Here is a 22,745-nt window from a genome sequence, read left to right on the forward strand (position 1 = left end):
CGATCGCTGCAGCAGGGTTGAGTCAGAGCTACGGTAGGACGCGAAGGGGGCAATGTCGAGGGTCGCAGCGCACCGAGGCATTCGGCTTCAATCGGAGGCCGCTCTCGCGATCTCCTGATCGGCGGCGTCTCGAACCGGTCGTATGCCTTCAGACGCCGTGGTCAAGATGATGTCGAGATCGATATCGTCGTAGCCGGGTCGCACGACGTTCGATAGTCACGAGAACGTCTCGCCACGGGATGTGAGGGTAACAACCCTCCATGAGCCCCGGCTCGCTCCGGCGCTTCTCTTCCTTGTCTAAACCAATCGCGGCTTCCCCGACCGTTTGCAGCGAGTAAAGGATGGCGTTTTGGGTTCGCAGATCGCCGTCGAACGCCTTGCGTGAACCCGCGCAGAGAAACGCTCCGATCTGATCGCAGCACTTCATGACATCGCGTAAGCACGCGATGCGGCGCCGTTCACTAGCCATGGACCGCATCCCTGATGAGCTCAATGTCCAACCCGCGACGCGTCCGGCCCCGGCGCGCTATATCAACGCGGTGACCAATGATGTCCTGGAGCGTTCGTCGCACACGGCTATAGGCAAACAAGTCTCTCACAATGGCACGATCGAGATCGACCAAAATGTCCACGTCGTTGCCTGCAGATCTTCACTGCGGGCCACTGAACCGAAGATCTCCCCATGACAGACGCCGATCTTTTTCGAGCTCTCCCCCGATCGGCGCGAAGCAGTCGAATAACTTCCACCAGCGTCGGACGTGATCTTGGACCGGCCGTCAGGTCACTCACGACCAGGCCTTCAGGCTAGGCCGTTAGTTTCTTGCCTTCGACGTCCCTAGCTGGTCGCGATCAAGCGCCTCTTGCTGATGCGGACTCTGAAGTTAGTAATGGCAGTAGACCGTCAGACACATTGGCAGGAGATCCCCACATGCTAAATTTTGGTAAGGCGAAGGAGGCATATCGGTCGTCTGGTGCGATTGATCCGCATGATAGTGCGGTCCCTCATTCAGAGCGAAGGCGGACCAATTTTGGAAATCGGTCCGTTGCGTACTCAACTTACTATTCTAAGATGGCGTGGGTTGATCTACATGGGCAACGGGTGGAACTCTTGCGTCTGATCCTAGGGAGATGATGAATGCCGGTGATAACTATTGATATGCTGCCGGGGCGAACCACGGATCAAAAGCAGGAATTTGCAAACGTAGTCACTGATGCTTTTGTGAGAATTTGCGGTAGTACGCCTTCGAACATCCACGTCATCTTTAATGAGATCGAAGGTTCCGACTGGTTCATTGCTGGCGTGGAAGCTGGCCAGCCCGTTTTGCCCCAACCCTGATGTACGTTTCTCTCTTTGATGTGCTTCCGGGCACCTGCGTACCGACCAATCACTTCACGCGAAGGCCGATGCGATCACCCCAGGGTTTCGAATAGGCGGCCCCAACCCGGTATGACATCTTGGCATTTGGCCAGTCGCAGAGCATGCCAGCACAGTGCCTGATTCGACGAGATGACAGCTTTTCCCGTGATACGCTCGAGCTCATCGATGAGGGCCGCAGCGCGCATCTGTGTGCAGGCGACCACAATCGTGTCAACATCTGCTTGATCGGCCATTTGGTGGACGGCTTTGGAAATGCTCGCGGGGGAAATAAAGGGTGCGTCATCGGCAATAAAGCCATCCGCCTTGTGAAACGTGCTGGCTTTTGGCACCGGGAAGCCCGCGATTTCGATCTCGGCAATCATCTGCCCGGCAAGATCCCGAGGATAAGGTGACACGTAGCCCACGCGCACCGAGCGAAGCGCCCGAAGAGCAGAGAGGATGGCAGTAAAGGGGTTCGTGACGCTTGCACCTGGATGCACCTTATGGATGCGAGCTTCCAGTTCCTTGGGACCAAGCGCCATTGCAGCCGACGTACATCCCAGCGCGACAACGTCGGACGGACGCATTGTATTGATCTGGCGAAGCGACTCATCGATGCTCTCCGCCTGCTTCTTCATTCCACCGAGCGTTACGGGCTGGTTGCGAGCACGCGAGGGGGGCACACGGCTCTCGTAAAGCGCTACGCCTGGAATGTTCAGCATCGCTCGCGCTTCATGTGAGAGCGACTGGTCATTGGAAATAACGACCATCCCGATGTGCGCTCTCCAGCCAAACCCCTGATCTAGCTCGTAGGGAATATCGCTCCAGAGCCTGGTTTGCGAGATCGCTCGTTGCTCTGACATGCTAGGCTCCCTCAGCGCCTATACTTTGGTTGATACGGGCTTCCGCTCTTCATGCAATTTCCAAGATGGTGAGAAGGCTCAATTCCGTCCAAGCCGATCTTCGATCCGGGCACCGGCACTCTTGGCAAGATACATACCGGGTATACTCCCTGTAGATATTTATGCTGTCAAGCCGGACGGCCGGACCGCCAGTCAGTTGGCTTGTCGATCCTGCAGATGGTGCCTGCACGCTCCTATCCGGCGCATATCACGGCGCGGGGCCTTGATCGGGCGGCATCGATCCCTCAATTGGCGGCCGCCAGAAAACAGTCGCGCACGCACATCGACCAGCGTCCTGCGAGAGATTCCGACCTCAGCAACTCACCAAGAAACTTGCGCGTCCGATCATGCTCAGGTTCGGCAAAAAACTACGTCGGCGCAGCCTGTTCGACAATGCGTCCTCGGTCCATAAAGACGACCCGGTCGGCGACCTCCCGCGGGAAGCCCATTTCATGCGTGACGCAGATCATCGTCATGCCTTCCTGCGCAAGCGTCCTCATCACATCAAGGACCTCCTTGGTCATCTCGGGATCCAGAGCGGACGTTGGTTCATCGAAGAGCATCACCTTCGGCTTCATGCAGAGCGCCCGTGCGATCGCCACGCGCTGCTTCTGTCCACCTGACAGTTGATCCGGATATTTCTTTGCGTGCTGTGGTATGCACACACGCTGAAGGTTCGCCATGGCGACGGCTTCGGCTTCGCCGCGAGACATCTTTCGTGCGCGGATCAGAGCCAATGTACAATTGCTGAGTATGGTCAGATGCGGGAAAAGGTTGAACTGCTGGAACACCATCCCGATTTCGCGACGCACTTCGGCTAGCCCGCCCATGCCCGGCGCGAGCTCCGCGCCATTGACGACGATTCTGCCTTTCTGATGCTTTTCGAGCTGGTTGATGCATCGGATGAACGTGGACTTTCCTGACCCTGACGGGCCGCAGACTACAATCCGCTCGCCTGTGCCGACGGAAAGGCTGACGTCACTCAGGACCTGGAAGTCGCCGTACCACTTGCAAAGGCCTACGACGTGCACCGCTTCAGCCGCGATTGCGGTCTGATCAGTGGTGTTGTCTGACTCTCCTAGCTCGGACGCCATGTCGTCCTCTGCGTTATCTTCACAGGACTAGTGCGATGGAGCGACTACTCCGAGCCGCCGCTCCAGTCGCCCGATGAGAGCGACTGCGACGGATGCAAGAGCAAGGAACAGGATACCGACGACGAACATCGGTTCGGCATACCGGTACGTGTCCGACGCCACGTCGAAGGCGCTGCTGAGCAGTTCGGGAACGGCGATCACGGCCAGGTATGGCGTTGCCTTGAGCACCGAGACAGAGTATGCGCCGAGTGGCGCGGCGACGTTTCGCAGCATCTGAGGCGCGATCACGAAGACCAAGGTATCAAGCCAGCTCAGGCCCAGGCTTTCGGCGGCCTCGCGTTGCCCTCGCGGCACGGCATCAATGCCGGCCTTGAACACTTCGGACATGTAGCCGGAGTAATAGAACCCAAGACCGAACACCCCGACGAACATCGGCGGCAACGTGATGCCATAGTACGGCAGAACGTAGAATGCGAAGTAAAGCTGGGCCAGCACGGGGGTCGATCGAATTGCATCGATAACAAATTGAACGATCGGACGCACGATCGGATGGGAGCGCCGAAGCATCTCCCACAAAAATCCTAGCATTGCAGCGCATAAGAAGCTGAGGACCGAAACAACGAGCGTGTTGTCCAAGCCTTCCAGGATTCGTGGTAAAATTTGCAGTGCAAAGCCAAGATCGAAGTTCATGCGCCCCCCGCACGTCCCTTGCCGAGCGACTTTTCCGCACGCCGCCCGAACACTGTCACCGGATAACAGACGATCAGATATGCAAGGAGGAGAGCCGAATATATCGGCACCGGATTATAGCTTAACTGAGAGATTTCCTTTGCTCGAAATGTCATATCGGTCAGCGTGAGCAACGAAACGAGTGAGGTCCCTTTGATCAACTGAATAGCCAGGTTTATGAACGTTGGCATCATCGCAGAAATTGCCTGCGGTAATTCGACCAGACATAGCACCGCCGGGCGACTGAGCCCCAACGCCAGTCCGGCTTCGCATTGCCCCTTGTCGAGGGCCTGAAGGGCTGCGCGGACCGACTGGCTGCCATACCCTCCGATATTCAACCCGAGCACCATGGAGGCGACGGTGATGCCGGACAGGTAGATCCCGAAGGCCGGGAGTGAATAGTAAAAGGCATATAGCAGCACAATGGCCGACGAACTGCGCCAGAACTCTATGACGGCCGTCACAATCCAGCGCGAGATGCCGGTCGAGAAGTGTTGCAATACGCCCGCGACAAGCGCGAACGGTATTGCGTACAAGAGGCCGAGCAGGGTCACGATCGCAGTGATACCGAAGCCGGAAAATATCTCTGTCAGGATACGAAGAAAGCTCATTGGCCTTACCGACCTAGCTGACGGTGAATGATCTGCGCTGCGAATCCCGACCTGCTCGTCGGAAGGATTGCAGCTCGAAATTGCAAGCCCCGCATTGGCCCGGCGCACCGCTTGATTGAAGTCTTCTTGCTGTCCGACGCGGCAGTTTGCATTTTCGGCTCTGCCGTTGGAAGGCAAGCGGCTGAGCTGCAATCTGCGCGCAATGCGGCATCAGCGCGCGGACTTGGCCGGGACCAAAGTTGGCGCGGCCTCAATCCGGCTCAGGCTACACAGCGAATCTACGAACGGGCGCCCGTCGGCGCCTCAACCATATTAGTGCGCGGGGGCCAGAAACTTCCACCTTCATCGACCGCACCCCTCCTCCCTAGTATAGCGAGTTCTTCTTGATATACCCAGTATATCAAGTTCGTGAGACCGTCAAGTTTTCACGATGCCTTGCAGGTCGACGCCCCGCCCCGACTTTGGTTGCCGCTCGCAGAGCGGGCCGAAAGGCGGGCCTCGGCCAGCTTGCTTCCTACGAGAAGCACAGGCGGCCCGCGGCGGGTCAGGCGGCCGGCTTTCAAATTGACAGCCTACAATGTTAGGGTCGGCGCAAAAGCGGAAAACCGTTCGACGCACAATCGGCAGATGTAGTACTGCTTGCAAAGTGACCAAGCCAGGGAGATCAAAGTTGGTCAATACAGCCAACGCAAAGGCAAAGCCAAAGGTAGGCCGATCCAGGTCGGCACAGGTAAAGAGAAGCAACCTTGCGGCGGTGTCCAGTATTGCGCAACCTTCCAACTTTCAGCACAGCTCGCGCCCGCTGCACGAGATGGTTCGCCTCACGCTGCAAGAGCGCATTCGCTCCGGATTCTACTCCAAGGATCTTGCACTGCCTTCCGTGCCTGCCTTGGCCGAAGAGTTCAGCGTCAGCGCCATTACCCTCAAGCGAGCCCTGCGAGACCTGAAAATGGCCGGGCTGGTGCGCTCGGTTGCGGGGCTCGGCACTTTCGTGCGTGAGCAGGAACGATTCGTGCATGACATGAGCGCTGCGCTGAAGCTGTTCGGCAGCAAGGAAGATGCCTTGCGCTCCAGCCGGTCGTTGCGGATCAAGCTTCTTTCGGTCTCCAAGAGCGAGATCCACGAGCCGGCGCTTCTGCCCTTCAAACCTCCAGCTCAGATCTATCTGCGTGTCGAGAAGATGGTGTATGTCGATGAGATTCCTCTCATTTTCGATCGCGCCTTCATCTCCCAGCCGGTGGACGAAGAGTTCGTTGAAGCACTTGGGTCGCGGTTCATTTACGAGATCGTGCGCGAGCGCAAAATGCCCATTGTTTCAAACCGGATTTTGATCGACGCTGCGCCGGCAAACGCCGATGCTCAGGCCGCGTTAGGCATTCCCGACGGATATCCAACCCTTCGCAGGTGCTACCACTTCGCGGCCGGCGCGAAACCAATGCGTGTTTATGGGATCGCCACCTCGCCTTTCGATCGCGTCGTCTGCTCGCTGGAATTGTCTGAGTCGATCCACACCTGAGGCCGAAGCGAGAACAGGTTCACACTTCAGCAGCCGCAGTCGCTGACGAGCGCAGGCTCATGTTCTCATGGCGTTGAGAACAGTCGCGGCAAGAACGCTGGCGCCAATAGCAAGGGCATCCTCATCAATGTTGAATTCCGCAGTATGGTGGGGCGCGGTGATACCGCGATCCGCATTGCCGCAACCCACCAGGAAATAGCACCCAGGGATCCGCGTCAGGAATTCGGCCATGTCCTCGCCTGCCAGTGTGCAGTAGGGAACATTCGCGTCACAAATCCGGCTAAGCGAGGCTGCCGCCGCTTGCCTCACCTTTGCGACGGCATTCTGATCGCTGATACAGGCTGGAATAGCGCCGGTGGCTTCGAGCGATATCGAGACCTTGAACTGCCGGCCGGTCGCGTCTGCGATCTCATTCAGTCGCTTCAGTATGAAGCTACGGCTTGCGGGGGACTGGGTCCGCAGCGTCCCACGCGCGTAGATCGCCTCCGGAATCACATTGTGCGCGGAGCCTGCTTCCAACTGCCCTATGCTGATGACCGCGGCTTGCTGAGCGTCAACCTCGCGAGCCACCAGATGATAGTTTGCCTGGATCAATTGCGCGAGCGCACCGACCGTATCATGCGCGAGATGCGGTATCGCACCATGCCCGCCGGTGCCCCTGATGGTCCACGATAGTTTGTCGCAGGATGCAAAGAGTGCCTTTGAGGTGATCGCGAGCTGGCCGGTCTGAAGCTCGCTCCACAAGTGCAAACCGTAGCATTGAGTCGGCTGATAGCGCTCGATCACGCCATCGCGGATCATTGCCAAGGCACCTCCGCCCGGCTCTTCCGATGGTTGGAAGCAAAGCACAAGGCGGCCGGCCATCGAGGCCTTGTGCCGGGCAATAATGCGAGCCACGGTGAGCGCGATGGCCATATGGCCGTCATGGCCGCAGGCGTGGCTATTGCCTGGGATGGTCGAACGCCCTTCGCGCCCGGCGATCTCCTCAATCGGAAGCGCATCCATATCGGCACGAAGCATGATCGTAGCACCGGGCTTGGCTCCTTCAATCGACGCAACCAGCCCCGACTGACCGTAGGGCCGTTCATCAATGGTGCAATCAAGGCCGAGCAAAGCTTCTGCAACGAAGGCGCGCGTGCGCGGCAGATCAAAGCCAAGCTCCGGGATCTGATGCAATGCGCGCCGGCATTTGAGGGCCCAGTTGAAATCGTCATCTGTCATGGATGCTTCTTCATTCAGATACGATTTGTATGCAACAAGGGACAACTTGGCCTCCATGCTATGCTGATCAATCCAACTGTCCGCGGTCGAATGACGGGACCGCGCTCACCTGGCACACACGGCCGAGGCGATGGCGTCGGGCATTTCAGATGCTGAAAACCCATACTTCTGGAGGATATTGAGCAGCGTCCCGTCAGCCTGCATCGATTTCAGCTGCACGTTATAGGCGTCACGGAAATCGGAGTCTTCCTTTCGGAACGCTGGAGCCACGTAGCTGAAAAGCGGATTGCCGGCGGCATCCCGCTTGCCGTTGAAAGGGACCGCTCGCTCCACGCCCTTATTTTTGAGGTCGTCAAGCAGGGCGACGATGGACCCGAACGTCGCTGAAACAGCGTCAATGCGTCCGGCGATCAGCGCCGAGATCGCAGCCTGATTGTCCGGATACAGAACCTGGCGTTCCTTCGGCACGCCCGCGGCCAACGCGTCCGCCGCAGTGGTGAAGCCGCGCCCGGTTCCAATCGTTGCATCCGGATTCTTTGCAACGTCCTCGTAGCTATGCAGGTTCTTGGGATTGCCGGCCTTGACCAGCAAGGCATCCGCCATCTTAGCGGCGGGATCGCCAAATGCGACCAGCTGGCAGCGCTCGGGAGTGATGGCTAACGCGGCCGAAACAACATCGATTCGGCGGGCTTGGAGACCCGGGATCAGAGCGGCAAATTCGGTGCTCACGGCCTCGAGCTTCTTTATGCCCAGCCGCTCCATCGCTGTACGAACGACATCGACTGCCAGGCCGTGAAATTCACCCTTCTCGTCGGTTACTCCCCACGGCGCCTGATTGTAAACCGCAACCCGCACAGAACCGGTGCGGACTGCTTGCTGGTACACCGATTCGGCGTTTGCCGCGGTGAGTGTGACCATCCCAAACAAGAGCGCAATGGACCCGAGTGACAACTTGAACAATTTCACCTGCCGCATGTCCGCCTCCAATTCAGAAAAAAGCAATTCTTAAGGAAACTATACCAGGTATACCTTTTTCGGCAATGGGCGGCGGACGGGATTTTTCTCGATGGCTACCTGCCGATCGGCCCGTTCCAAGATGTGCAAAAAACCACGATGCCGGCAGACCTTGGCTCCACTGTCGCCTGGGCCGTGCAATTACGTATCGGCTTCGGGCCCATAGGCGTGTGATGGATTGCCACCCGCGCTACGTTTCAACTGCCCAGCGGGCCTTGCGGCCCGCCCGGCCGCACGTTGGAAGCGGAAAAGTCCCTCTGGTCGGGCTATATCCGAAACTCAAAACCTCAAACATTCGCTCGAATTCGGTTGCCATCGCGGTGCGTAGACAAACCGGCTGATCTCCACCGGAACGGCATTTTCATCCCGCCGGAAACGACGTCACCATACGTGCCAGCTGAACGTCCGGTTTGATCGTTTCGTACAAAGATTCCGGCGTCCTTGGCGGCGCATTTGCTTTATATTGAAGGATATCGTGCGCTCGTGGGGGGCTTGCGGAGCGGACGGAATACTCCGCTGCAGGCGCGCCGGCAGCCGGCGTCATCCAGTCTCCCGATAGGAATGTCGTCGGCCAAGTCTTGCGCATCTCGCCACGAATTTTTCATGATGCATCAGCCCGCTCCCCGCAAAGAAAGGTTAGTGACGGTGGCCGACGACATTCTAGACGCCTTGCGTTCAAAGCCGGCCCTCAGGGCGGTACAACGGCCCGCCGAGTGCTCGGCGACGTGACGAAACGAGCACTCCCCTTCAAAGAATTGATTGCCGGCGAACTGGCCCGCATCGAGGCTCAGCTAGTCAATGAGCCAAGTGGCCCGGAGCGCGAGGCGCTTGAACGCAAACGACGTCGGTTCGAGACCGCATTTGACACCGGTAATTGGGACAAGCCGGCAAGACCGGTTCAGTAGCTGATGGGTCGATCCTCAGTAGAGCTCGAACGACCGCACGTTCCGCGATTGCGCGCAAGGACACGTGCTTTGTCATCAAGCTGTGGATGGAACTAAGCGTTGGACCGCGGGAGCAAAGGGCTCTCTCATGAAGCTTTTGGACCCGATCCAGCTGAATTGCGCCTCCGATCGCTGCCCCGCAGACGTTAACACTGAGGCAACAAGGCCGAACGATGCGCCTGCGGACCGGAACACTTGTCGGTTACGACTCGCAGTGGATGGTGTACAGATTCATCATGTTTGACGGCGAGCGAAGGGTTAATTGCGAGATCAGCAATGCCGCCTTGTCCGCCTTGGGAGAGATGCGGACAGATCCCGGACTCACCCGCGATCTCGTGGTCGCACGCCACCGCCGACTGATCGAAAGAGTGGCCTCAGGTCTATACAAGGGCGATGCAGGGCCAGTGAGGCTTTTCGCGAAGCATTTTCCTTCTACGAAGTTGCGAGCAAGCGGACCGGTCAAACGTTCCACTCGCCTGAGTCGCTTGGTGTCTTGATTGTTTCAGAAAGCATCGTCGATTCGAGCTAGTGCTGCCTTGAACCATCTGCTGCGCGGTACGGCCGGCTCGCAGAGCATGCTTTCATTAGTGCGCTGCGTCAAATGCTCGTCGCGAGGTGGCTGACGAGAGGCTGCTCTTGAAGCAAGGCTTGGCAGTATTGCTGCGCAGGAAGTCTGATGAGCATCCATCCGTTTCGTCACAACTGCAGCTGTTTGGATGCGACCTCAAGCGCCGGACGCATGGCGTAATGGCTTCCGGGCGCGGCCCGTATGCGATATGCCCGCATTGTTCGTTCCGTACCAAGTGACGAACCCGTGAAGCCTCTTGGAATTGACCGCGCCACCGTTTAGTCTGGTGGGACTTTCCCTGCAGGCGGACCAATGCTGATCTCTGACATGACGTGTCGATGCGGTGCCGCATACGAACGTGCGCAATCAGAGCAGTACAAGTGCGTGTCGCAAGACAGCAACTACCGATGCGACCGCTGCGGGTCGATGCTGGAGAACCACGATCGGCAGTTCCTCGTCGTGTATCGGCGGGCCTTTATTCCATCTACGCGGTTCGTCATTTTCCCAGAGTGGAAACCAGCTTAGCCCAACCAGTCTCAGAAGATGCGCGCCAGAGCCGAACCGGGAAAAGCCTGGTTTGCGGCCGTAACAATGAGCGTGGCCGCCGAGGACCGGCAGCGTCCTCGCCCAATTCCTAGCTTACGCGGGACTGCCCTGCGGGGCAGCCCAGATGCGCCGGGAGTGGCAGCATGCGGCACCTCGACGAAGTTGCAGACACCCGCCTCTCGCGGTTTGTGGAGTGACCGTTCGCTCTGATAGTGAACCGCCATGTAATGCGACCGAACGACAGCGGTCGTGGTCAACTGATAGGCAGCTCGACATCGAGCTATTGCCCCATCGCCGGCGCTGAGAGACATTTGTCTGTCCAAGCCGATAGGGTCTGAGCCAAGACCGTTCGTTGGAGACCGTCGTCACTCCCTGCGCCGCGGCAACCACTGGCTAATAGCCCAGATCGAGCTTGACTTCATGCGTGAGAGGCATTCCGCGCGCAAACTCAACCAAGCTCTGCGTACCCCACTCCAGACACCGCTGCAGGACGTCATCGGCATTGTGCGCCTCGGCCATGGACACAAGGACATTTGGCAGCTTTTCGATGCCTAGGCGTGACGGGTACGAGAGAGAGCGAGGGTAAGCTCTGACGTATTCATAGATCCACCAGACGTCGGCCGCATATCCACGCAAGCGAGCAGTGGTCAACGCGTCATAGAGCGGCTTTTCCTGAACGATGTTGGCGCGAGATACATTGATCAGATAGGCTGACGGCTTCATAGCCTCAAGCTCTCGTTTTCCGATCAACTGATTGGTCTCCTTCGTCAGAGGCGCCGTAATGACGACGTAATCGCTTTCTGCCAGCACGTAATGCAGCTCATCTATTCCATGCATTGAATCCACGAATTCGGCCGGTTCAGTCTTATTGCGACGGACACCCAGGACCCGCATGTCGAAGCCCTTTGCGAATTTGGCAACGCGCCCCCCGATGCTTCCCGCGCCAATCACACCCAACGTACGACCACTCAGCATGGCCGATCTGTTATCATCTCCCCACAGCGGATAAAGCCTGCGGCATTCACGGCCGGCATTGTGCTTGCGCAGGGTCTGCTTTGCGAGAGCCAGCATGAACATCATGGCCTGCTCCGCTACGGCCAGAGCATTCGATCCCGCTATGTTCGTGACCTTCACGCCGCGCTGCTTCAATCGCGCGAGCAGACCAAACTGCGCCAGATCGTCGACGCCCGCATGCAACCAGCAGAACAGCCTGAGTTTTTCAGCGACTTCAAGCACGCCTTCCGGCACGGAAAAGCCAATCAACGCATCAGCGTCACGAGCATGGGCCTCGAGTTCGCAATATGTGGTTTCGTAGCGGGAAAAGTACTCTCCTTTCGGCGCCACCACTTCTGTGCCTACCGGCATCGCCCGCTTGATCTTGTTGATCTCCTCGTCGCTCGCGTACCACAAGCATAGAACCTTCATAGGTGACGTCTCCTGACTGGATTCAACCGCGCGCCCACATGGTAGGGGCGGCGCGTTCATTGCTACGTTGGCGACTCTTGCCTTCCCGGATCCGGCCCACCAGCTTGTCATCGATCGTCGGCAACGATGCGAGCTCGCCACAGCGGGCAAGATCAGGGCCGTCGATCATGACATGTGCCACCATGGGCGTGCAGCGATGATGTCTGGTACCGCCCCCGTCACTGCTGACTGCGGCGCCTCAAGAGCTCGGCTATATCGAAATCAACATCCAGCAAAGCGCGTTTTGTGACGTCCCCCGCAGCCAAGAGACGGCGCGCTGACATATGCTCGCGCGCCCGGTTTACGCTCTCCACACAGATGCAAACATCGCCAAGGAAGTGGAGGACTGAAATGTCAGACGCCGTTCCAGGCCGCACAACGCGCTCGGTAGCGCCTGTTGGAAGTCCTGCGATCTGAAGCTTCAGTCCGTATTGGTCCGACCAGAACCAGGGCAGAGCTGCGTATGCCTTGTCAGCCCCCGCAATGACGGCTCCCGCCACGCGCGACTGATCGATCGCGTTCTGCACCGATTCCAGTCGCAGTCCGCCTAAGTTGAATGGCCCGCGAAACAGCGCGCAATCGCCAGCTGCAAATACGTTCTCTCGGCTGGTACGTGACCGAGAATCAACTACGATACCGCTGTCGCCCGCAAGGCCGAGCTGACGCGTCAGTTCAACGTTCGGAATCGACCCGATCCCGACGATGACAATGTCTGCATTGACCGATCTGCCGTTGTCGAGCACCACTTTGTGGACGATGCCGCTTTCGCCAACCAGCGACTTAACGGTCCGAGACGTCAGCAGTTTGACGCCACGAGCGGTGTGTGCCGACGAAAAGAAATGAGACAGCTCCGGTGCGACGACGCGAGCGAGCACCCGGTTTTCGGCTTCGATCACCGTGACTTGCTTCTGAAGCTGCACCAGAGCTGAGGCAATTTCCAGACCGATGAAACCACCGCCCACGATCACAACGTTCTCGGCGTCAACCGCTGCGGTTCGCAGAAAGCGGGCGTCAGCGACCGAGCGCAGGTCAAACACGTTTCCAAGTTCTGCGCCTTCGCAGGCCAGTTTTCGCGCACGCGCGCCGACCGCAAGGGCGAGAGTATCAAACGCGATACGGCTTCCGTCAGACAAAAGGGCCGTCTTCGCTCCGGGATCAAAGCCTGTCACCGTGGCGCCCAGCTTCAGATCGATTTTCTTCGGGGCGTAGAAGGCTTCCGCCTTGAGGGGCTCCGCCTTTGCCGTTTGATCCTTGAGATAGGTTTTTGAGAGTGGCGGCCGATGATAAGGAAGTTCGGGCTCCTCGCTGACAATCAGAATGTCTTCGCCGTAGCCGTTTTCGCGGGCATGCGAGGCAAGCTCGCACGCAGCATAGGATCCACCAACGATCAACAATCTTTGACGCATCTGCGACGTCGACATCTAGGCCCCGATGGCCTTTAGGGTGTGGAGGTCAGTCAATGCCAGATGATCTCTTGGGACGCGGCGGACCCGCCACCGCCATCCGTCAAAATTCAGCGCCAGGAGCGAGTGTCACAATCAGACCGTCGAGCTCTTTCGAGAGCTCGATTTGGCAAGACAAGCGCGAATTCTCCTGTCGCGCCTCGGCGACATCCAGCATGGCGTCCTCGGTCTCCGCGATAGGCTTGAGCTTGCCGCGCCAGGCCTCATCGACATAGACGTGGCAGGTCGCACAGGAGGCGCACCCCCCACATTGCGCCGTGATGTTCAATCCCGCATCCCTGATCGCCTGCATAAGGGTTTTATCGGCGGGGTTATCGAGTTCGAACAACGATCCCTTTTGATCGTAGACCAGCACCTTCATCGTGAACCGCTCCTAAAACAGCACGTGCAACGGGGCAAACGAGCGATGGGAGAAGTCCGCAAATTGCGGAGCCTCCTTGGAAGGATCAAGACGCAGGTCCGGAAGACGAACGATCAGCGCTTTCAAGCTCTCTCGTATCAAAAGCCGCGCAAGATGCATTCCCGCGCAAACGCGGGGACCAACACCGAACGCCAAGTGATCGGTGAGCGGCCGCCGCTTCAGATCGATCATGTGGGGGCACGCATAGTGTGCGGGATCGCGATTGGCGGCCGCATGCAACAGAAGGATGGAATCATTCTTCTTGACCGCCACACCGCCAAGCGAAATGTCATCATTGGCGATCCGGTAGCGCCACTGGACCGCTCCCAACAGCCGCAGGACCTCCTCGACAAAAGCATTCAGAGTTCCAGCCTGGTCATTCTTCACCGCCTCGCGCATGGCAGGATCAGACAAGAACAGATAGATTGAATTGGCGATGGCATCGGTGGTCGTCTCCCCTGCCCCGATAGCAGCGTCTCTTACTATCGCCAGCACCTCGGCCACACCGACCTCGCCGTAGTCCTCGGAGGCGCGCGACCAGATCGAGCTGACAAAATCGTCGGCGCGATTGTCCTTCCGCTCGAGCACGCAAGGCAGGAGCAGTTTGTTGAGTTCATCGGACGCAAGCTTTGCCTTGCGCGTCAACTCGTCTCCGGAGTTCTTCATGCCAATCCAGGCGGTGACGTCTTTATGCCATCTTGAGATATTGACAATCAGCGTATCATCTCTCCAGGAAAGGCCGAAAAGCGATGCCATTACCCGCTCGGGGATCTTTTCGGAGAATTGAGAGACGAGCTCCGCCCTTCCGTTGGCAATGAAGCGGTCGATGGCGTCGTTGATCACCGGAAGAACATGCTGCTCGCGATATTGCGGCATCAGCTTGTCGCCGAGGAGCTTCAGGTAAACCCGACGCATGCGGGGATGCCTCTCTCCGACCAGAGCCGACAGGCCCGCCTCACCGCCCTTGATCTCGAGCGTCAAAGGAGACGCATCAGCGTACATGATCCGAAAGGTCTTCTCGTCCGACTCGATGAGCTTGCAGAGGTCATAGCTCAGCACGAGCCAGCACTTCATTCCCGGATCCCAGACGATCTCCCCTCGCTTGCGCAGCCTCTCGTAACTCGGAAATGGATCCTTGTTTGCGAGCGACAGCATCGACCACTCTGCAGAGGACGGAGGTATCGGAGCGGCACTCATGGGAGGTTCCCTCGGACAGCGGCTATTGGACACATATTATACCCGGTATACCTTCCTGTCAATGAGACCCCTCCTGCCGGCGGCTGTCGCCCAAAGAGGATCAGAGATCGCGAGAGGAGCCCGGCGCAACGCACGATGGATTGTGCAAGCACATCAAACCACTCGCATAGTCTCGGCGGCTTCGAGCACAAGCTTCGCCTACCTGCAGAGCCGAGAATTGGTCCGCGGCTCGGCTGCGATTGCTGCGGCCTCGACGAAACGCTCACGACAGGATAGACGCTGTCGGTCAGCCTATCCTTTCGGATGCATAGCTGCCCGGGCTCGCCGGGAACACGACGGTTCGCTCGCCATTGACGAACGTGCGGTGGTCGATATGGGCATGGATGGCGCGGGCCAGAACCTGGCTTTCCACATCGCGGCCGATCGAAGTATAATCCTCAGCCGACTGTGCGTGAGTGATGCGCGCGGTATCCTGCTCGATGATTGGACCTTCGTCGAGGTCCGCGGTGACATAATGCGCCGTTGCACCAATCAGCTTCACGCCACGCTCGTAGGCCTGCTTGTACGGGTTCGCTCCCTTGAAGCTCGGCAGGAAGGAGTGATGGATGTTGATGATCCTGCCTGACATCCTTGCACACAGCTGGTCGGATAGCACCTGCATGTAGCGAGCCAGCACGACAAGCTCGGTGTCAGTGCTCGCGACGATGTCCGTCAACTGCGCTTCCGCCTGCGGCTTGTTTTCCTTCGTTACCTTGATGTGATGGAAAGGGATGTCATTGTTGACGACGAGCTTCTGGTAGTCGAAGTGATTGGACACGACGCCCACAATGTCGATCGGCAGCGCACCGATCTTCCATCGGTAGAGTAGATCATTGAGGCAATGGCCAAAGCGAGAAACCATCAGGAGGACCTTCATGCGCTTCGACGTGTCGAAGATCTCCCAGTCCATGCCGAATCTGTCGGCGATAGGCGTAAAACCTGCCGAAAGCGCCGCGTGATCGACACCTTGTTCGGAGATGAAGCTCATCCGCATGAAGAACATGCCGGTGTCGCGATCATTGAACTGCGAGCTATCGGCGATGTTGCAGCCATTGTCGGCCAGGTAGGTCGAAATCGCGGCGAGTATTCCACGCGCAGACCTGCACTTCACCGTCAGGACCAACTTGCTTGTCATGATTTCCCTCGCAGAACCACAGCAGGCGGGCACGCCGGCGGCTAGCACTTGCCCTTCGAATTCAAGTCAGCGGAATTCCGCGCTGAGCTCGACGAGCTCATCCCAAAGGCTTTCCGCAAATCCTCGCAGCACGATCAGCTCGAACCCGTCGTCCGAGACACGGGTGATGTGCGCGGCGATGTGGCCGATCAATGTCGTGGTCGCATGGCCAACCGGGAAAGCGTTCAAGGCGAGATCGACGGCGGTTCCCTTGGCCAATACCGACGTCGCCTTTGCGCCCGCGATGCCTATCCGAACGCGGCCATGGCTCTGGTCGACAATCTCGGCATGCGGCTGCACCTTGCGCGCAATTTCGGCAAGAGCTTTTGGCGACAGCGGCTCGTCGCCGACGAGGAACCATTGGCCCGGCGACACGCTCCTTTTGGCAAGCGCATCGCATCCGAGCACAGCGGAGACGGTGCTCGAGACCTCGCCATCTGCGCTCGCGGAGAAAAGATGCAACACATGCCCTTCAGGAAGCGCATTGAGGGTTACGCCGCGCAACATCAGGGGAGGTTTGCCGGCAAGCGCGGCGCGGTGTTCGATCGCGAATGCGGACATCTGCTCAGCCCTTCAGCTTTTCGTTGGCGGGATCGACGAAACCCGGATGGCAGAGACGTCCGGCGGTGAATTCATTCTGCAGCCCGTTCCAGACCTGCACCTCCTCGCCATGGCGTGACGAGCCGCGCTTGACGAGCGCAAGGCCAATCGTCGATCCGACATGCGGCGAGTAGCAGCTGGAGCTAATGTAGCCCTGATCGTTCTCGAGCGTCGCTGCCGCGCCCTTTTCGAGGATGTGGGCACCACTGCGGAACGACATTCCAGAATCGAGCGGCACCACCCCCACGAGCTGGTGCCGGTTCGGGTCGTTGAGACCGTCCCGTTGCAGCATCCGCTTGCCGATGAAGTCCGCTTTGGTGACTGACACCATCTTGCCGAAGCCGAGATCTGCCGGCACGACCGTGCCGTTGATCTCGTTGTGTGTGACGTGGCCCTTCTCGATCCGCAGCACCGAGAGCGCCTCGACCCCGTACGCGCAGATTCCGTGGTCCTTGCCGGCTGCCATCAACGCATCGGCCACGGCCTCGCCGTAGCCGGCGGGAACGGCGAGTTCGTAGGCCAGCTCGCCGGAAAAGGATATCCGGAAAAGCCGGCCAGACAGCTTGCCGCCGAACAGCGAGACCTCCTTGGCGCCGAGAAATGGGAACGCTTCGTTGGACATGTCCTGGTCGACGATCTGCTGCAGGATGAGGCGCGATTTCGGTCCTGCGACGGCCATCTGTGCCCACTGGTCAGTCACCGAGGCGAGCCGCACGTCGAGCTCGGGCCACAGCGCTTGGGCGCAAAATTCCAGGTGGTTCATCACGCCCGCCGCGTAGGCGGTCGTGGTCGTCATGAAGAAGCGGTCGTCTTCGAGGCGGCTGGTGGTACCATCGTCGTAGATAAAGCCATCCTCGCGCAGCATCAATCCGTATCGTGCCTTGCCGACGGGCAGCTTTTTGAAGGCGTTGCAATAGACCCGATCGAGGAACTCCGCGGCATCCTTGCCGGTGATCTCGATCTTGCCGAGCATCGAGACGTCGCAAAGGCCTGCATTGCCGCGTACGGTCTTCACTTCACGGTCGACGCTTTGGCGCCAGCTCTTTTCCCCGGTAAGCGGAAACCAGGCGGAACGATACCACAGGCCCGTCTCGACGAACGTCGCGCCGTTCTTGGCCGCCCAATCGTGCAGCGGGGACTTGCGCACCGGCTGGAAATGCTTGCCATGCGAGCTACCGGCAAGCGCCCCGAAGGAGACAGGGCTATAGAACGGGCGAAAGGTGGTGGTGCCGATATCGGCGGGATTTACGCCGCGCGCCTCGGCGAGAAGGCCGATGGCATTGACGTTGGAGAGCTTGCCCTGGTCCGTCGCCATGCCGTTGGTGGTGTAGCGCTTGGTGAGCTCCACGTGCCCATAGCCTTCGCGAGCCGCAAGGCCGATGTCCTTGCGATGGACATCGTTCTGAAAATCGACGAACGCCTTGCCCTTGATGCCCGGAATGATCCAGAGCGGCTTTGAGGGGGCGGCAACAATATCGCCTTCGACCGCGCCGAACACGGCAGCCTGCACTTTGATGCCGAGCTTGCCGAGCAGCGCCGCGGCCTTGCTGGCGCCGGCCTGAAGGCAGCCGGCGAGATCGCTCGTTTTGACAGCGGCGCCAGCCAGCGAAAGCCCGTTGTGATCCTCGGCCGCCAGGAAAGCGCCTTCTCTGTCCGACCATGTTGGCCTGCCGCCGCGATGGCAGGCGAGATGGATGACCGGGCTGAAGCCGCCCGACATAGCGAGCGCGTCAACAGCGAGCTTTTGCTTGCGGGCATTCTGGAGAATTGTGATGGAGGAGAGCGCCTTGCCGCCTTCGGCGTCGGGTACGAAGGCCCCGTTTATGATACGGGCCGGACCGTCATACACGCCTGCTGCGGCGCCGGAGCGACGGCTGTCGATGATGGCAGCAAGCTGCACGCCAGCCGTTTCGAGATCGCGAGCCAATATGTAACCGCTGTCGTTGGTGGTGACGACCGCGACCGACTTGCCCGGTGCAACGCCATAGCGATTGAGATAGGTGCGCATGGCGCCAGCCATCATCACCCCGGGGATGTCGTTGCCGCCGAAGACCAGCGGACGTTCTTCCGCGCCGGTGGCCAGAATGGCCTGCTTGGCCACAATGCGCCATAGCCGCTCGACGGGCAGCCGGGCACGCGGCTCTGAAATGTGCTTCTGGACCCGCTCGACTGCGCCGAAGACGTTGCCGTCATACCAGCCGAACGCTGTCGTGCGCGAAAAAAGCTGCACGTTGGGCAGGCTTGCGAGCTCGGCAACCGCCTGGCGGGCAAATTCGACCGCGGTCAGGCCGCCGATCGTCGCGGTTTCGGATAAGAGCCCCCCGCCGATCATCGCATTCTCGTCGACGAGAATGACCCGGGCGCGGGCGCGGCCTGCGGTCAGTGCCGCAGCAATCCCGCTGGCGCCGCCGCCGACGATCAGCAGGTCGCAGTGGGCCCAGCACTTTTCGTAGCGGTCAGGATCGGCCTCGTAGGTTGCCTTGCCGAGGCCGGCGGCCCGGCGGATCAAGGGCTCGTAGAGCTTTTCCCAAAGAGGCGCCGGCCACATGAAGGTCTTGTAGTAGAAGCCGGCGGACAGGAAGGGCGACAATAGGCCATTGAGCGAACCGATATCAATCTTGAGCGAGGGCCAGCGGTTCTGGCTCTGCGCGATAAGGCCCTCGTAGAGTTCCTGCATGGTCGCGCGACTATTGGGCTCGGTACGCCCACCGCCGCCGAGCGTCATCAGCGCATTGGGCTCGGATGCGCCGGCCGAAAGCGCCCCGCGCGGCCGGTGATACTTGAAGGAACGGCCCATCAGCATCTGGCCGTTGGCCAGCAGCGCCGAGGCAAGGCTGTCGCCTTCGAGCCCGGTCATGCGCCTGCTGTCGAAAGTGAAAGACAGCGGCTTCGCGCGGTCGATCAGGCCGCCTTTGTCGAGACGATAGGACGTCATATCGCCGTCTCCGTGCGCACGGCGGCGTCCCGGGCGCCTTCGATCTCATGGGTTGCGGTGTCCCGCGTCACCACCAGCCAGCGGCGGCAGCCGGACGTGTGGTGCCAATGTTCGTCGTAACGGCCCCGTGGATTGGCGCGCAGATAGACATAGTCGAACCACAGCTCTTGGGCAGCGTCCGCGGCAGGACGCACGAGTGCGGCCCCCTTCACGGTGAATTCTTCCCTGGGCCTTTGCCCGCAATGTGGACAGGGGATGAGGCTTGCCATTTCGGTGTCCTTGCTGTCCCGAAATCAATGCAGATTCGGTTGGGCGCCCTGGCCCTTCTCGTCGACGAGATACCCGCGCTCGAACCGGTCTAGACGCATTTCGCGGGTCACCGCGTGCGGTTGGTTTTTGGCGATGAGATGGGCGAAGCAGAAGCCCGAGCCAGGTGTCGCCTTGAAGCCGCCATAGCACCAGCCGGCGTTCAGATAGAGATTGTCAAGATGGGTACGGTCGATGATAGGCGTGCCGTCCATGCTCATGTCCATGATGCCGCCCCACGAGCGCAGCACGCGGACCCTCGATAGAGCGGGTATCATCGCCTTGCCGGCTTCGATGACGTGCTCGACGCTGGCAAGATTGCCGCGCTGGGCATAGGAATTGTAACCGTCGAGATCGCCGCCGAAAACGAGGCCGCCTTTGTCGGATTGCGAGACATAGAAATGGCCAGCGCCGAAAGTGACAACGCAGTCAATGAAGGGCTTCAGACCTTCCGAGACGAAGGCCTGCAGCACATGACTTTCGATCGGGAGTTTGATGTCCGCCATGGCGGCCACCTGAGAGGAATTACCGGCCACGGCGACGGCGAGCTTGCCGCAGCCGATAAAGCCCTTGGAAGTCTCGACGCCAGTCACCCTGCCCCTTTCGCGGCGGATGGCAGTGACTTCGCATTGCTGGATGATGTCGACCCCCATCGCATCGGCGCCACGCGCATAGCCCCATGCCACGCCGTCGTGGCGCACCGTGCCGCCGCGGCGCTGGATGAGGCCGCCCTGAATCGGGAAGCGAGCGTCGTCGAAGCTGAGGAAGGGAAGCATCTTTCTGACCTGCGTCCGGTTCAGCAGGTCGGCATCGACACCATGCAGCCGCATGGCATTGCCACGCCGCGTATAAGCATCGCGCTGGGCGTCTGTATGAAAGAGGTTCAACACGCCGCGCTGCGAGACCATGGCGTTGAAGTTGAAGTCCCGCTCCAGCCGTTCCCACAGCTTCAGGGAAAGCTCATAGAATGGATTGTTGCCGGGCAGCAGGTAGTTCGAGCGAATGATCGTCGTATTGCGCCCAACGTTGCCAGAACCGATGTAGCTCTTCTCCAGAACAGCGACGTTGCGGATTGCGAATTCCCTGGCGAGATAATAGGCGGTGGCAAGACCATGCCCGCCACCGCCGACGATGATGACGTCATAATGCGATTTGGGTCTGGGCTCGCGCCAGGCAGGCTTCCATGCGGCATTGCCGCGGAGGCCGTTCAGGAAAATGGAGAAAGCTGAATAGCGCATGGTCTGTTCCACGATATTCGGCCTTGTATAGCGGCGATTTTCGCGTAAAAATTTCACAGGAGAGCCATAAAAGACCACACAGCGGCCAATGAGCGAGCCGGCCAGCAGACTGACGCAAACCATGGGCTTTCTGTTGCTGCCCGGCTTTGCGTTGATGTCCTATGCTTCCGCAACCGAGCCGTTGCGCGCCGCCAACCTGCTCGCCGGCCAGGTTCTCTATGATGTCAGGCCGCTGTCGGTCGATGGCGCCGCGGTGACGAGTTCGTCGGGCGCCGTTATTCCTTGCCAGCGTCTCGATCAATCGCTGTTGCACACGATCTTCGTCTGCGCAGGCGGAAATCCTTCGACCTTGGGATCTGCAGCGCTTTATGCGGCTCTTCGTCAACTGTCCCGAAGCGGCGTGCGACTCGGAGGAATTTCGGGCGGACCTTACATTCTCGCTGCAGCGGGACTGCTCGACGGGCGGGATTTTACCATTCACTGGGAGCACGCCGCGGCCCTGATCGAAGCCTTCCCTCATCTGGCTCCAAGACAGGCGCGTTTCGTGATCGATGGCAACCGTATCACCTGCGGGGGCGGCGTGGCGCCGCTCGACATGATGCACGCGTTGATCGCCGACCGGATGGGCACCGATTTCGCCCGGCGCGTGAGCGATTGGTATCTTCACACCCAGGTCGCCGAACCGGCCGCGCCGCAACGCGCCTCGGCGGCGGAGCGTTTCGGGGTCAACCATCCCGTTCTCTTGAACATATTGGAGAAGATGGAGGCTGCGATCGAGCAGCCGCTGGATCGCTCACAGATGGCCGTCTATGCCGGCGTCAGCCAGCGCCACCTCGACCGCCTTTTCTCCCGGCATCTCAATGCGGGATACCTCGAGGTGTATCGAAACATGCGCCTGGCACGCGCCCGGCGATTGCTGCAGCAAAGTCCACTCTCCGTGTCTGAGATCGCATTCGCCACGGGCTTCTCCAGCGCATCACATTTTTCACGCACCTATTCCACCCTGTTCGGCAAGACTCCGAAACAAGAGCGCAAATGATAGGCCGTCCGGTCCAGCTTGAGCCTCAGAGAACAGTCGATGAAGCCGACCGTTGCGGCATATTCCATTCGGATGCCGTTTGCTTCCTGCAACCACTTCAGTATGCGCGACGTGTCGTTCGCATGATCGCTGCTTTCCCAGATCAAATGTAAGCTCCGTTATTTGTTTCACTACTGACACTACCGTGCTGCTTCAAGCATCGCTCGCAAGTTTTCGCAAATTGCCGACATCAACCGTTCGAGATCGGCGCGCGTCTCGGCCTTGTGGAGGACGAATAGATCTGAGAAGGCGCTTTCGAGGATCGGCCGTACCGGCCCGAAGATCAAAAGGTCCGTCTTTTCGTCCGAAAGCGAAGCAACGGTCATCAGCACTCCTTTCCAGACGTTTA

Annotated in this window: 21 protein-coding genes; 4 read left to right on the forward strand and 17 right to left on the reverse strand. The window is 59.3% G+C overall.

From position 1 onward, the window contains the following. Positions 1 to 148: 148 nt before the first annotated feature. A complete protein-coding gene (locus XH92_RS44135) occupies positions 149 to 478 on the reverse strand; it encodes a DUF86 domain-containing protein (RefSeq protein ID WP_371817870.1) in 330 nt (109 codons plus the stop codon). On the opposite strand from XH92_RS44135, the gene XH92_RS36765 reads away from it, so the two are divergent. Then, on the forward strand, positions 426 to 686 hold the full coding sequence (locus tag XH92_RS36765) for a hypothetical protein (RefSeq protein ID WP_194456432.1): 261 nt from the start codon (positions 426 to 428) through the stop codon (positions 684 to 686). The genes XH92_RS44135 and XH92_RS36765 overlap by 53 nt on opposite strands. Before the next feature lie 449 nt (positions 687 to 1,135). Continuing rightward, the gene (locus tag XH92_RS36770; RefSeq protein ID WP_194456433.1) at positions 1,136 to 1,336 is read left to right on the forward strand and encodes a 4-oxalocrotonate tautomerase family protein; all 201 of its coding nucleotides are present in this window, start codon (positions 1,136 to 1,138) and stop codon (positions 1,334 to 1,336) included. 74 nt (positions 1,337 to 1,410) lie between these two features. Here XH92_RS36770 and XH92_RS36775 read toward each other — a convergent pair whose 3' ends face one another. The 4 genes from XH92_RS36775 to XH92_RS36790 all read right to left on the reverse strand — a co-directional run bounded on the left by XH92_RS36775 (position 1,411) and on the right by XH92_RS36790 (position 4,885). Further along, the gene (locus tag XH92_RS36775) at positions 1,411 to 2,220 is read right to left on the reverse strand and encodes an Asp/Glu/hydantoin racemase (protein WP_194456434.1); all 810 of its coding nucleotides are present in this window, start codon (positions 2,218 to 2,220) and stop codon (positions 1,411 to 1,413) included. 407 nt (positions 2,221 to 2,627) lie between these two features. After that, a complete protein-coding gene (locus XH92_RS36780; RefSeq protein ID WP_194456435.1) occupies positions 2,628 to 3,353 on the reverse strand; it encodes an amino acid ABC transporter ATP-binding protein in 726 nt (241 codons plus the stop codon). Between the two features lie 27 nt (positions 3,354 to 3,380). Further along, the gene (gene ehuD, locus XH92_RS36785; protein ID WP_194456436.1) at positions 3,381 to 4,043 is read right to left on the reverse strand and encodes an ectoine/hydroxyectoine ABC transporter permease subunit EhuD; all 663 of its coding nucleotides are present in this window, start codon (positions 4,041 to 4,043) and stop codon (positions 3,381 to 3,383) included. Beyond that, complete coding sequence (locus tag XH92_RS36790) at positions 4,040 to 4,885, reverse strand: amino acid ABC transporter permease (protein WP_246787945.1); 846 nt, start codon at positions 4,883 to 4,885, stop codon at positions 4,040 to 4,042. Before XH92_RS36790 ends, ehuD begins: the two co-directional genes overlap by 4 nt. Positions 4,886 to 5,363: 478 nt before the next feature. Between XH92_RS36790 and XH92_RS36795 the strand changes: the two genes are divergently transcribed. After that, on the forward strand, positions 5,364 to 6,209 hold the full coding sequence (locus tag XH92_RS36795; protein WP_194456437.1) for a GntR family transcriptional regulator: 846 nt from the start codon (positions 5,364 to 5,366) through the stop codon (positions 6,207 to 6,209). 57 nt (positions 6,210 to 6,266) lie between these two features. Here XH92_RS36795 and XH92_RS36800 read toward each other — a convergent pair whose 3' ends face one another. From XH92_RS36800 to XH92_RS36850, 11 genes are all read right to left on the reverse strand, one after another. Beyond that, positions 6,267 to 7,475: a M20 family metallopeptidase gene (locus tag XH92_RS36800; RefSeq protein ID WP_194456438.1), complete on the reverse strand. Its 1,209-nt coding sequence runs from the start codon at positions 7,473 to 7,475 to the stop codon at positions 6,267 to 6,269. 60 nt (positions 7,476 to 7,535) lie between these two features. After that, positions 7,536 to 8,405, reverse strand: a complete 870-nt coding sequence (gene ehuB / locus XH92_RS36805) for an ectoine/hydroxyectoine ABC transporter substrate-binding protein EhuB (RefSeq protein ID WP_194456439.1) — start codon at positions 8,403 to 8,405, stop codon at positions 7,536 to 7,538. A gap of 2,490 nt (positions 8,406 to 10,895) precedes the next feature. Next, the gene (locus XH92_RS36810) at positions 10,896 to 11,927 is read right to left on the reverse strand and encodes an NAD(P)-dependent oxidoreductase (protein WP_194456440.1); all 1,032 of its coding nucleotides are present in this window, start codon (positions 11,925 to 11,927) and stop codon (positions 10,896 to 10,898) included. A gap of 218 nt (positions 11,928 to 12,145) precedes the next feature. Further along, positions 12,146 to 13,387: an NAD(P)/FAD-dependent oxidoreductase gene (locus XH92_RS36815; protein ID WP_194456441.1), complete on the reverse strand. Its 1,242-nt coding sequence runs from the start codon at positions 13,385 to 13,387 to the stop codon at positions 12,146 to 12,148. A gap of 85 nt (positions 13,388 to 13,472) precedes the next feature. Further along, positions 13,473 to 13,790 (reverse strand): 2Fe-2S iron-sulfur cluster-binding protein, encoded by a 318-nt coding sequence (locus XH92_RS36820; protein WP_194456442.1) that lies wholly within the window; start codon positions 13,788 to 13,790, stop codon positions 13,473 to 13,475. 12 nt (positions 13,791 to 13,802) lie between these two features. Further along, positions 13,803 to 14,984: a cytochrome P450 gene (locus XH92_RS36825; protein ID WP_194456443.1), complete on the reverse strand. Its 1,182-nt coding sequence runs from the start codon at positions 14,982 to 14,984 to the stop codon at positions 13,803 to 13,805. Between the two features lie 328 nt (positions 14,985 to 15,312). Next, positions 15,313 to 16,200 carry a formyltetrahydrofolate deformylase gene (gene purU / locus XH92_RS36830; protein WP_194456444.1) on the reverse strand — a complete coding sequence of 296 codons (888 nt, stop codon included), beginning with the start codon at positions 16,198 to 16,200 and terminating at the stop codon, positions 15,313 to 15,315. Between the two features lie 66 nt (positions 16,201 to 16,266). After that, a complete protein-coding gene (locus tag XH92_RS36835) occupies positions 16,267 to 16,800 on the reverse strand; it encodes a sarcosine oxidase subunit gamma family protein (protein WP_194456445.1) in 534 nt (177 codons plus the stop codon). 4 nt (positions 16,801 to 16,804) lie between these two features. Continuing rightward, on the reverse strand, positions 16,805 to 19,774 hold the full coding sequence (locus XH92_RS36840; RefSeq protein WP_194456446.1) for a sarcosine oxidase subunit alpha family protein: 2,970 nt from the start codon (positions 19,772 to 19,774) through the stop codon (positions 16,805 to 16,807). Continuing rightward, positions 19,771 to 20,043: a sarcosine oxidase subunit delta gene (locus XH92_RS36845; protein WP_194456447.1), complete on the reverse strand. Its 273-nt coding sequence runs from the start codon at positions 20,041 to 20,043 to the stop codon at positions 19,771 to 19,773. The genes XH92_RS36840 and XH92_RS36845 overlap by 4 nt, the downstream gene beginning before the upstream one ends. 24 nt (positions 20,044 to 20,067) lie before the next feature. Further along, complete coding sequence (locus tag XH92_RS36850; RefSeq protein WP_194456448.1) at positions 20,068 to 21,318, reverse strand: sarcosine oxidase subunit beta family protein; 1,251 nt, start codon at positions 21,316 to 21,318, stop codon at positions 20,068 to 20,070. Between the two features lie 88 nt (positions 21,319 to 21,406). On the opposite strand from XH92_RS36850, the gene XH92_RS36855 reads away from it, so the two are divergent. Beyond that, positions 21,407 to 22,357: a GlxA family transcriptional regulator gene (locus XH92_RS36855; RefSeq protein WP_194456449.1), complete on the forward strand. Its 951-nt coding sequence runs from the start codon at positions 21,407 to 21,409 to the stop codon at positions 22,355 to 22,357. 179 nt (positions 22,358 to 22,536) lie between these two features. Here the strand turns inward: XH92_RS36855 and XH92_RS36860 are convergent, their stop codons facing one another. Then, positions 22,537 to 22,722: a hypothetical protein gene (locus XH92_RS36860; protein WP_194456450.1), complete on the reverse strand. Its 186-nt coding sequence runs from the start codon at positions 22,720 to 22,722 to the stop codon at positions 22,537 to 22,539. Between the last annotated feature and the right edge of the window lie 23 nt (positions 22,723 to 22,745).

This window comes from Bradyrhizobium sp. CCBAU 53421 (assembly GCF_015291625.1).
Lineage (GTDB): Bacteria > Pseudomonadota > Alphaproteobacteria > Rhizobiales > Xanthobacteraceae > Bradyrhizobium.

Coding starts and splice junctions, on each gene's coding strand:
- XH92_RS36810 (WP_194456440.1), bottom strand. CDS start 11,927: ATGAAGGTTCTATGCTTGTGGTACGCGAGCGACGAGGAGATCAACAAG.
- XH92_RS44135 (WP_371817870.1), bottom strand. CDS start 478: ATGCGGTCCATGGCTAGTGAACGGCGCCGCATCGCGTGCTTACGCGAT.
- purU (WP_194456444.1), bottom strand. CDS start 16,200: ATGACAAGCAAGTTGGTCCTGACGGTGAAGTGCAGGTCTGCGCGTGGA.
- XH92_RS36765 (WP_194456432.1), top strand. CDS start 426: ATGACATCGCGTAAGCACGCGATGCGGCGCCGTTCACTAGCCATGGAC.
- XH92_RS36860 (WP_194456450.1), bottom strand. CDS start 22,722: ATGACCGTTGCTTCGCTTTCGGACGAAAAGACGGACCTTTTGATCTTC.
- XH92_RS36820 (WP_194456442.1), bottom strand. CDS start 13,790: ATGAAGGTGCTGGTCTACGATCAAAAGGGATCGTTGTTCGAACTCGAT.
- XH92_RS36770 (WP_194456433.1), top strand. CDS start 1,136: ATGCCGGTGATAACTATTGATATGCTGCCGGGGCGAACCACGGATCAA.
- XH92_RS36835 (WP_194456445.1), bottom strand. CDS start 16,800: ATGTCCGCATTCGCGATCGAACACCGCGCCGCGCTTGCCGGCAAACCT.
- ehuB (WP_194456439.1), bottom strand. CDS start 8,405: ATGCGGCAGGTGAAATTGTTCAAGTTGTCACTCGGGTCCATTGCGCTC.
- XH92_RS36850 (WP_194456448.1), bottom strand. CDS start 21,318: ATGCGCTATTCAGCTTTCTCCATTTTCCTGAACGGCCTCCGCGGCAAT.
- ehuD (WP_194456436.1), bottom strand. CDS start 4,043: ATGAACTTCGATCTTGGCTTTGCACTGCAAATTTTACCACGAATCCTG.
- XH92_RS36855 (WP_194456449.1), top strand. CDS start 21,407: ATGAGCGAGCCGGCCAGCAGACTGACGCAAACCATGGGCTTTCTGTTG.
- XH92_RS36815 (WP_194456441.1), bottom strand. CDS start 13,387: ATGTCGACGTCGCAGATGCGTCAAAGATTGTTGATCGTTGGTGGATCC.
- XH92_RS36780 (WP_194456435.1), bottom strand. CDS start 3,353: ATGGCGTCCGAGCTAGGAGAGTCAGACAACACCACTGATCAGACCGCA.
- XH92_RS36775 (WP_194456434.1), bottom strand. CDS start 2,220: ATGTCAGAGCAACGAGCGATCTCGCAAACCAGGCTCTGGAGCGATATT.
- XH92_RS36840 (WP_194456446.1), bottom strand. CDS start 19,774: ATGACGTCCTATCGTCTCGACAAAGGCGGCCTGATCGACCGCGCGAAG.
- XH92_RS36845 (WP_194456447.1), bottom strand. CDS start 20,043: ATGGCAAGCCTCATCCCCTGTCCACATTGCGGGCAAAGGCCCAGGGAA.
- XH92_RS36825 (WP_194456443.1), bottom strand. CDS start 14,984: ATGCTGTCGCTCGCAAACAAGGATCCATTTCCGAGTTACGAGAGGCTG.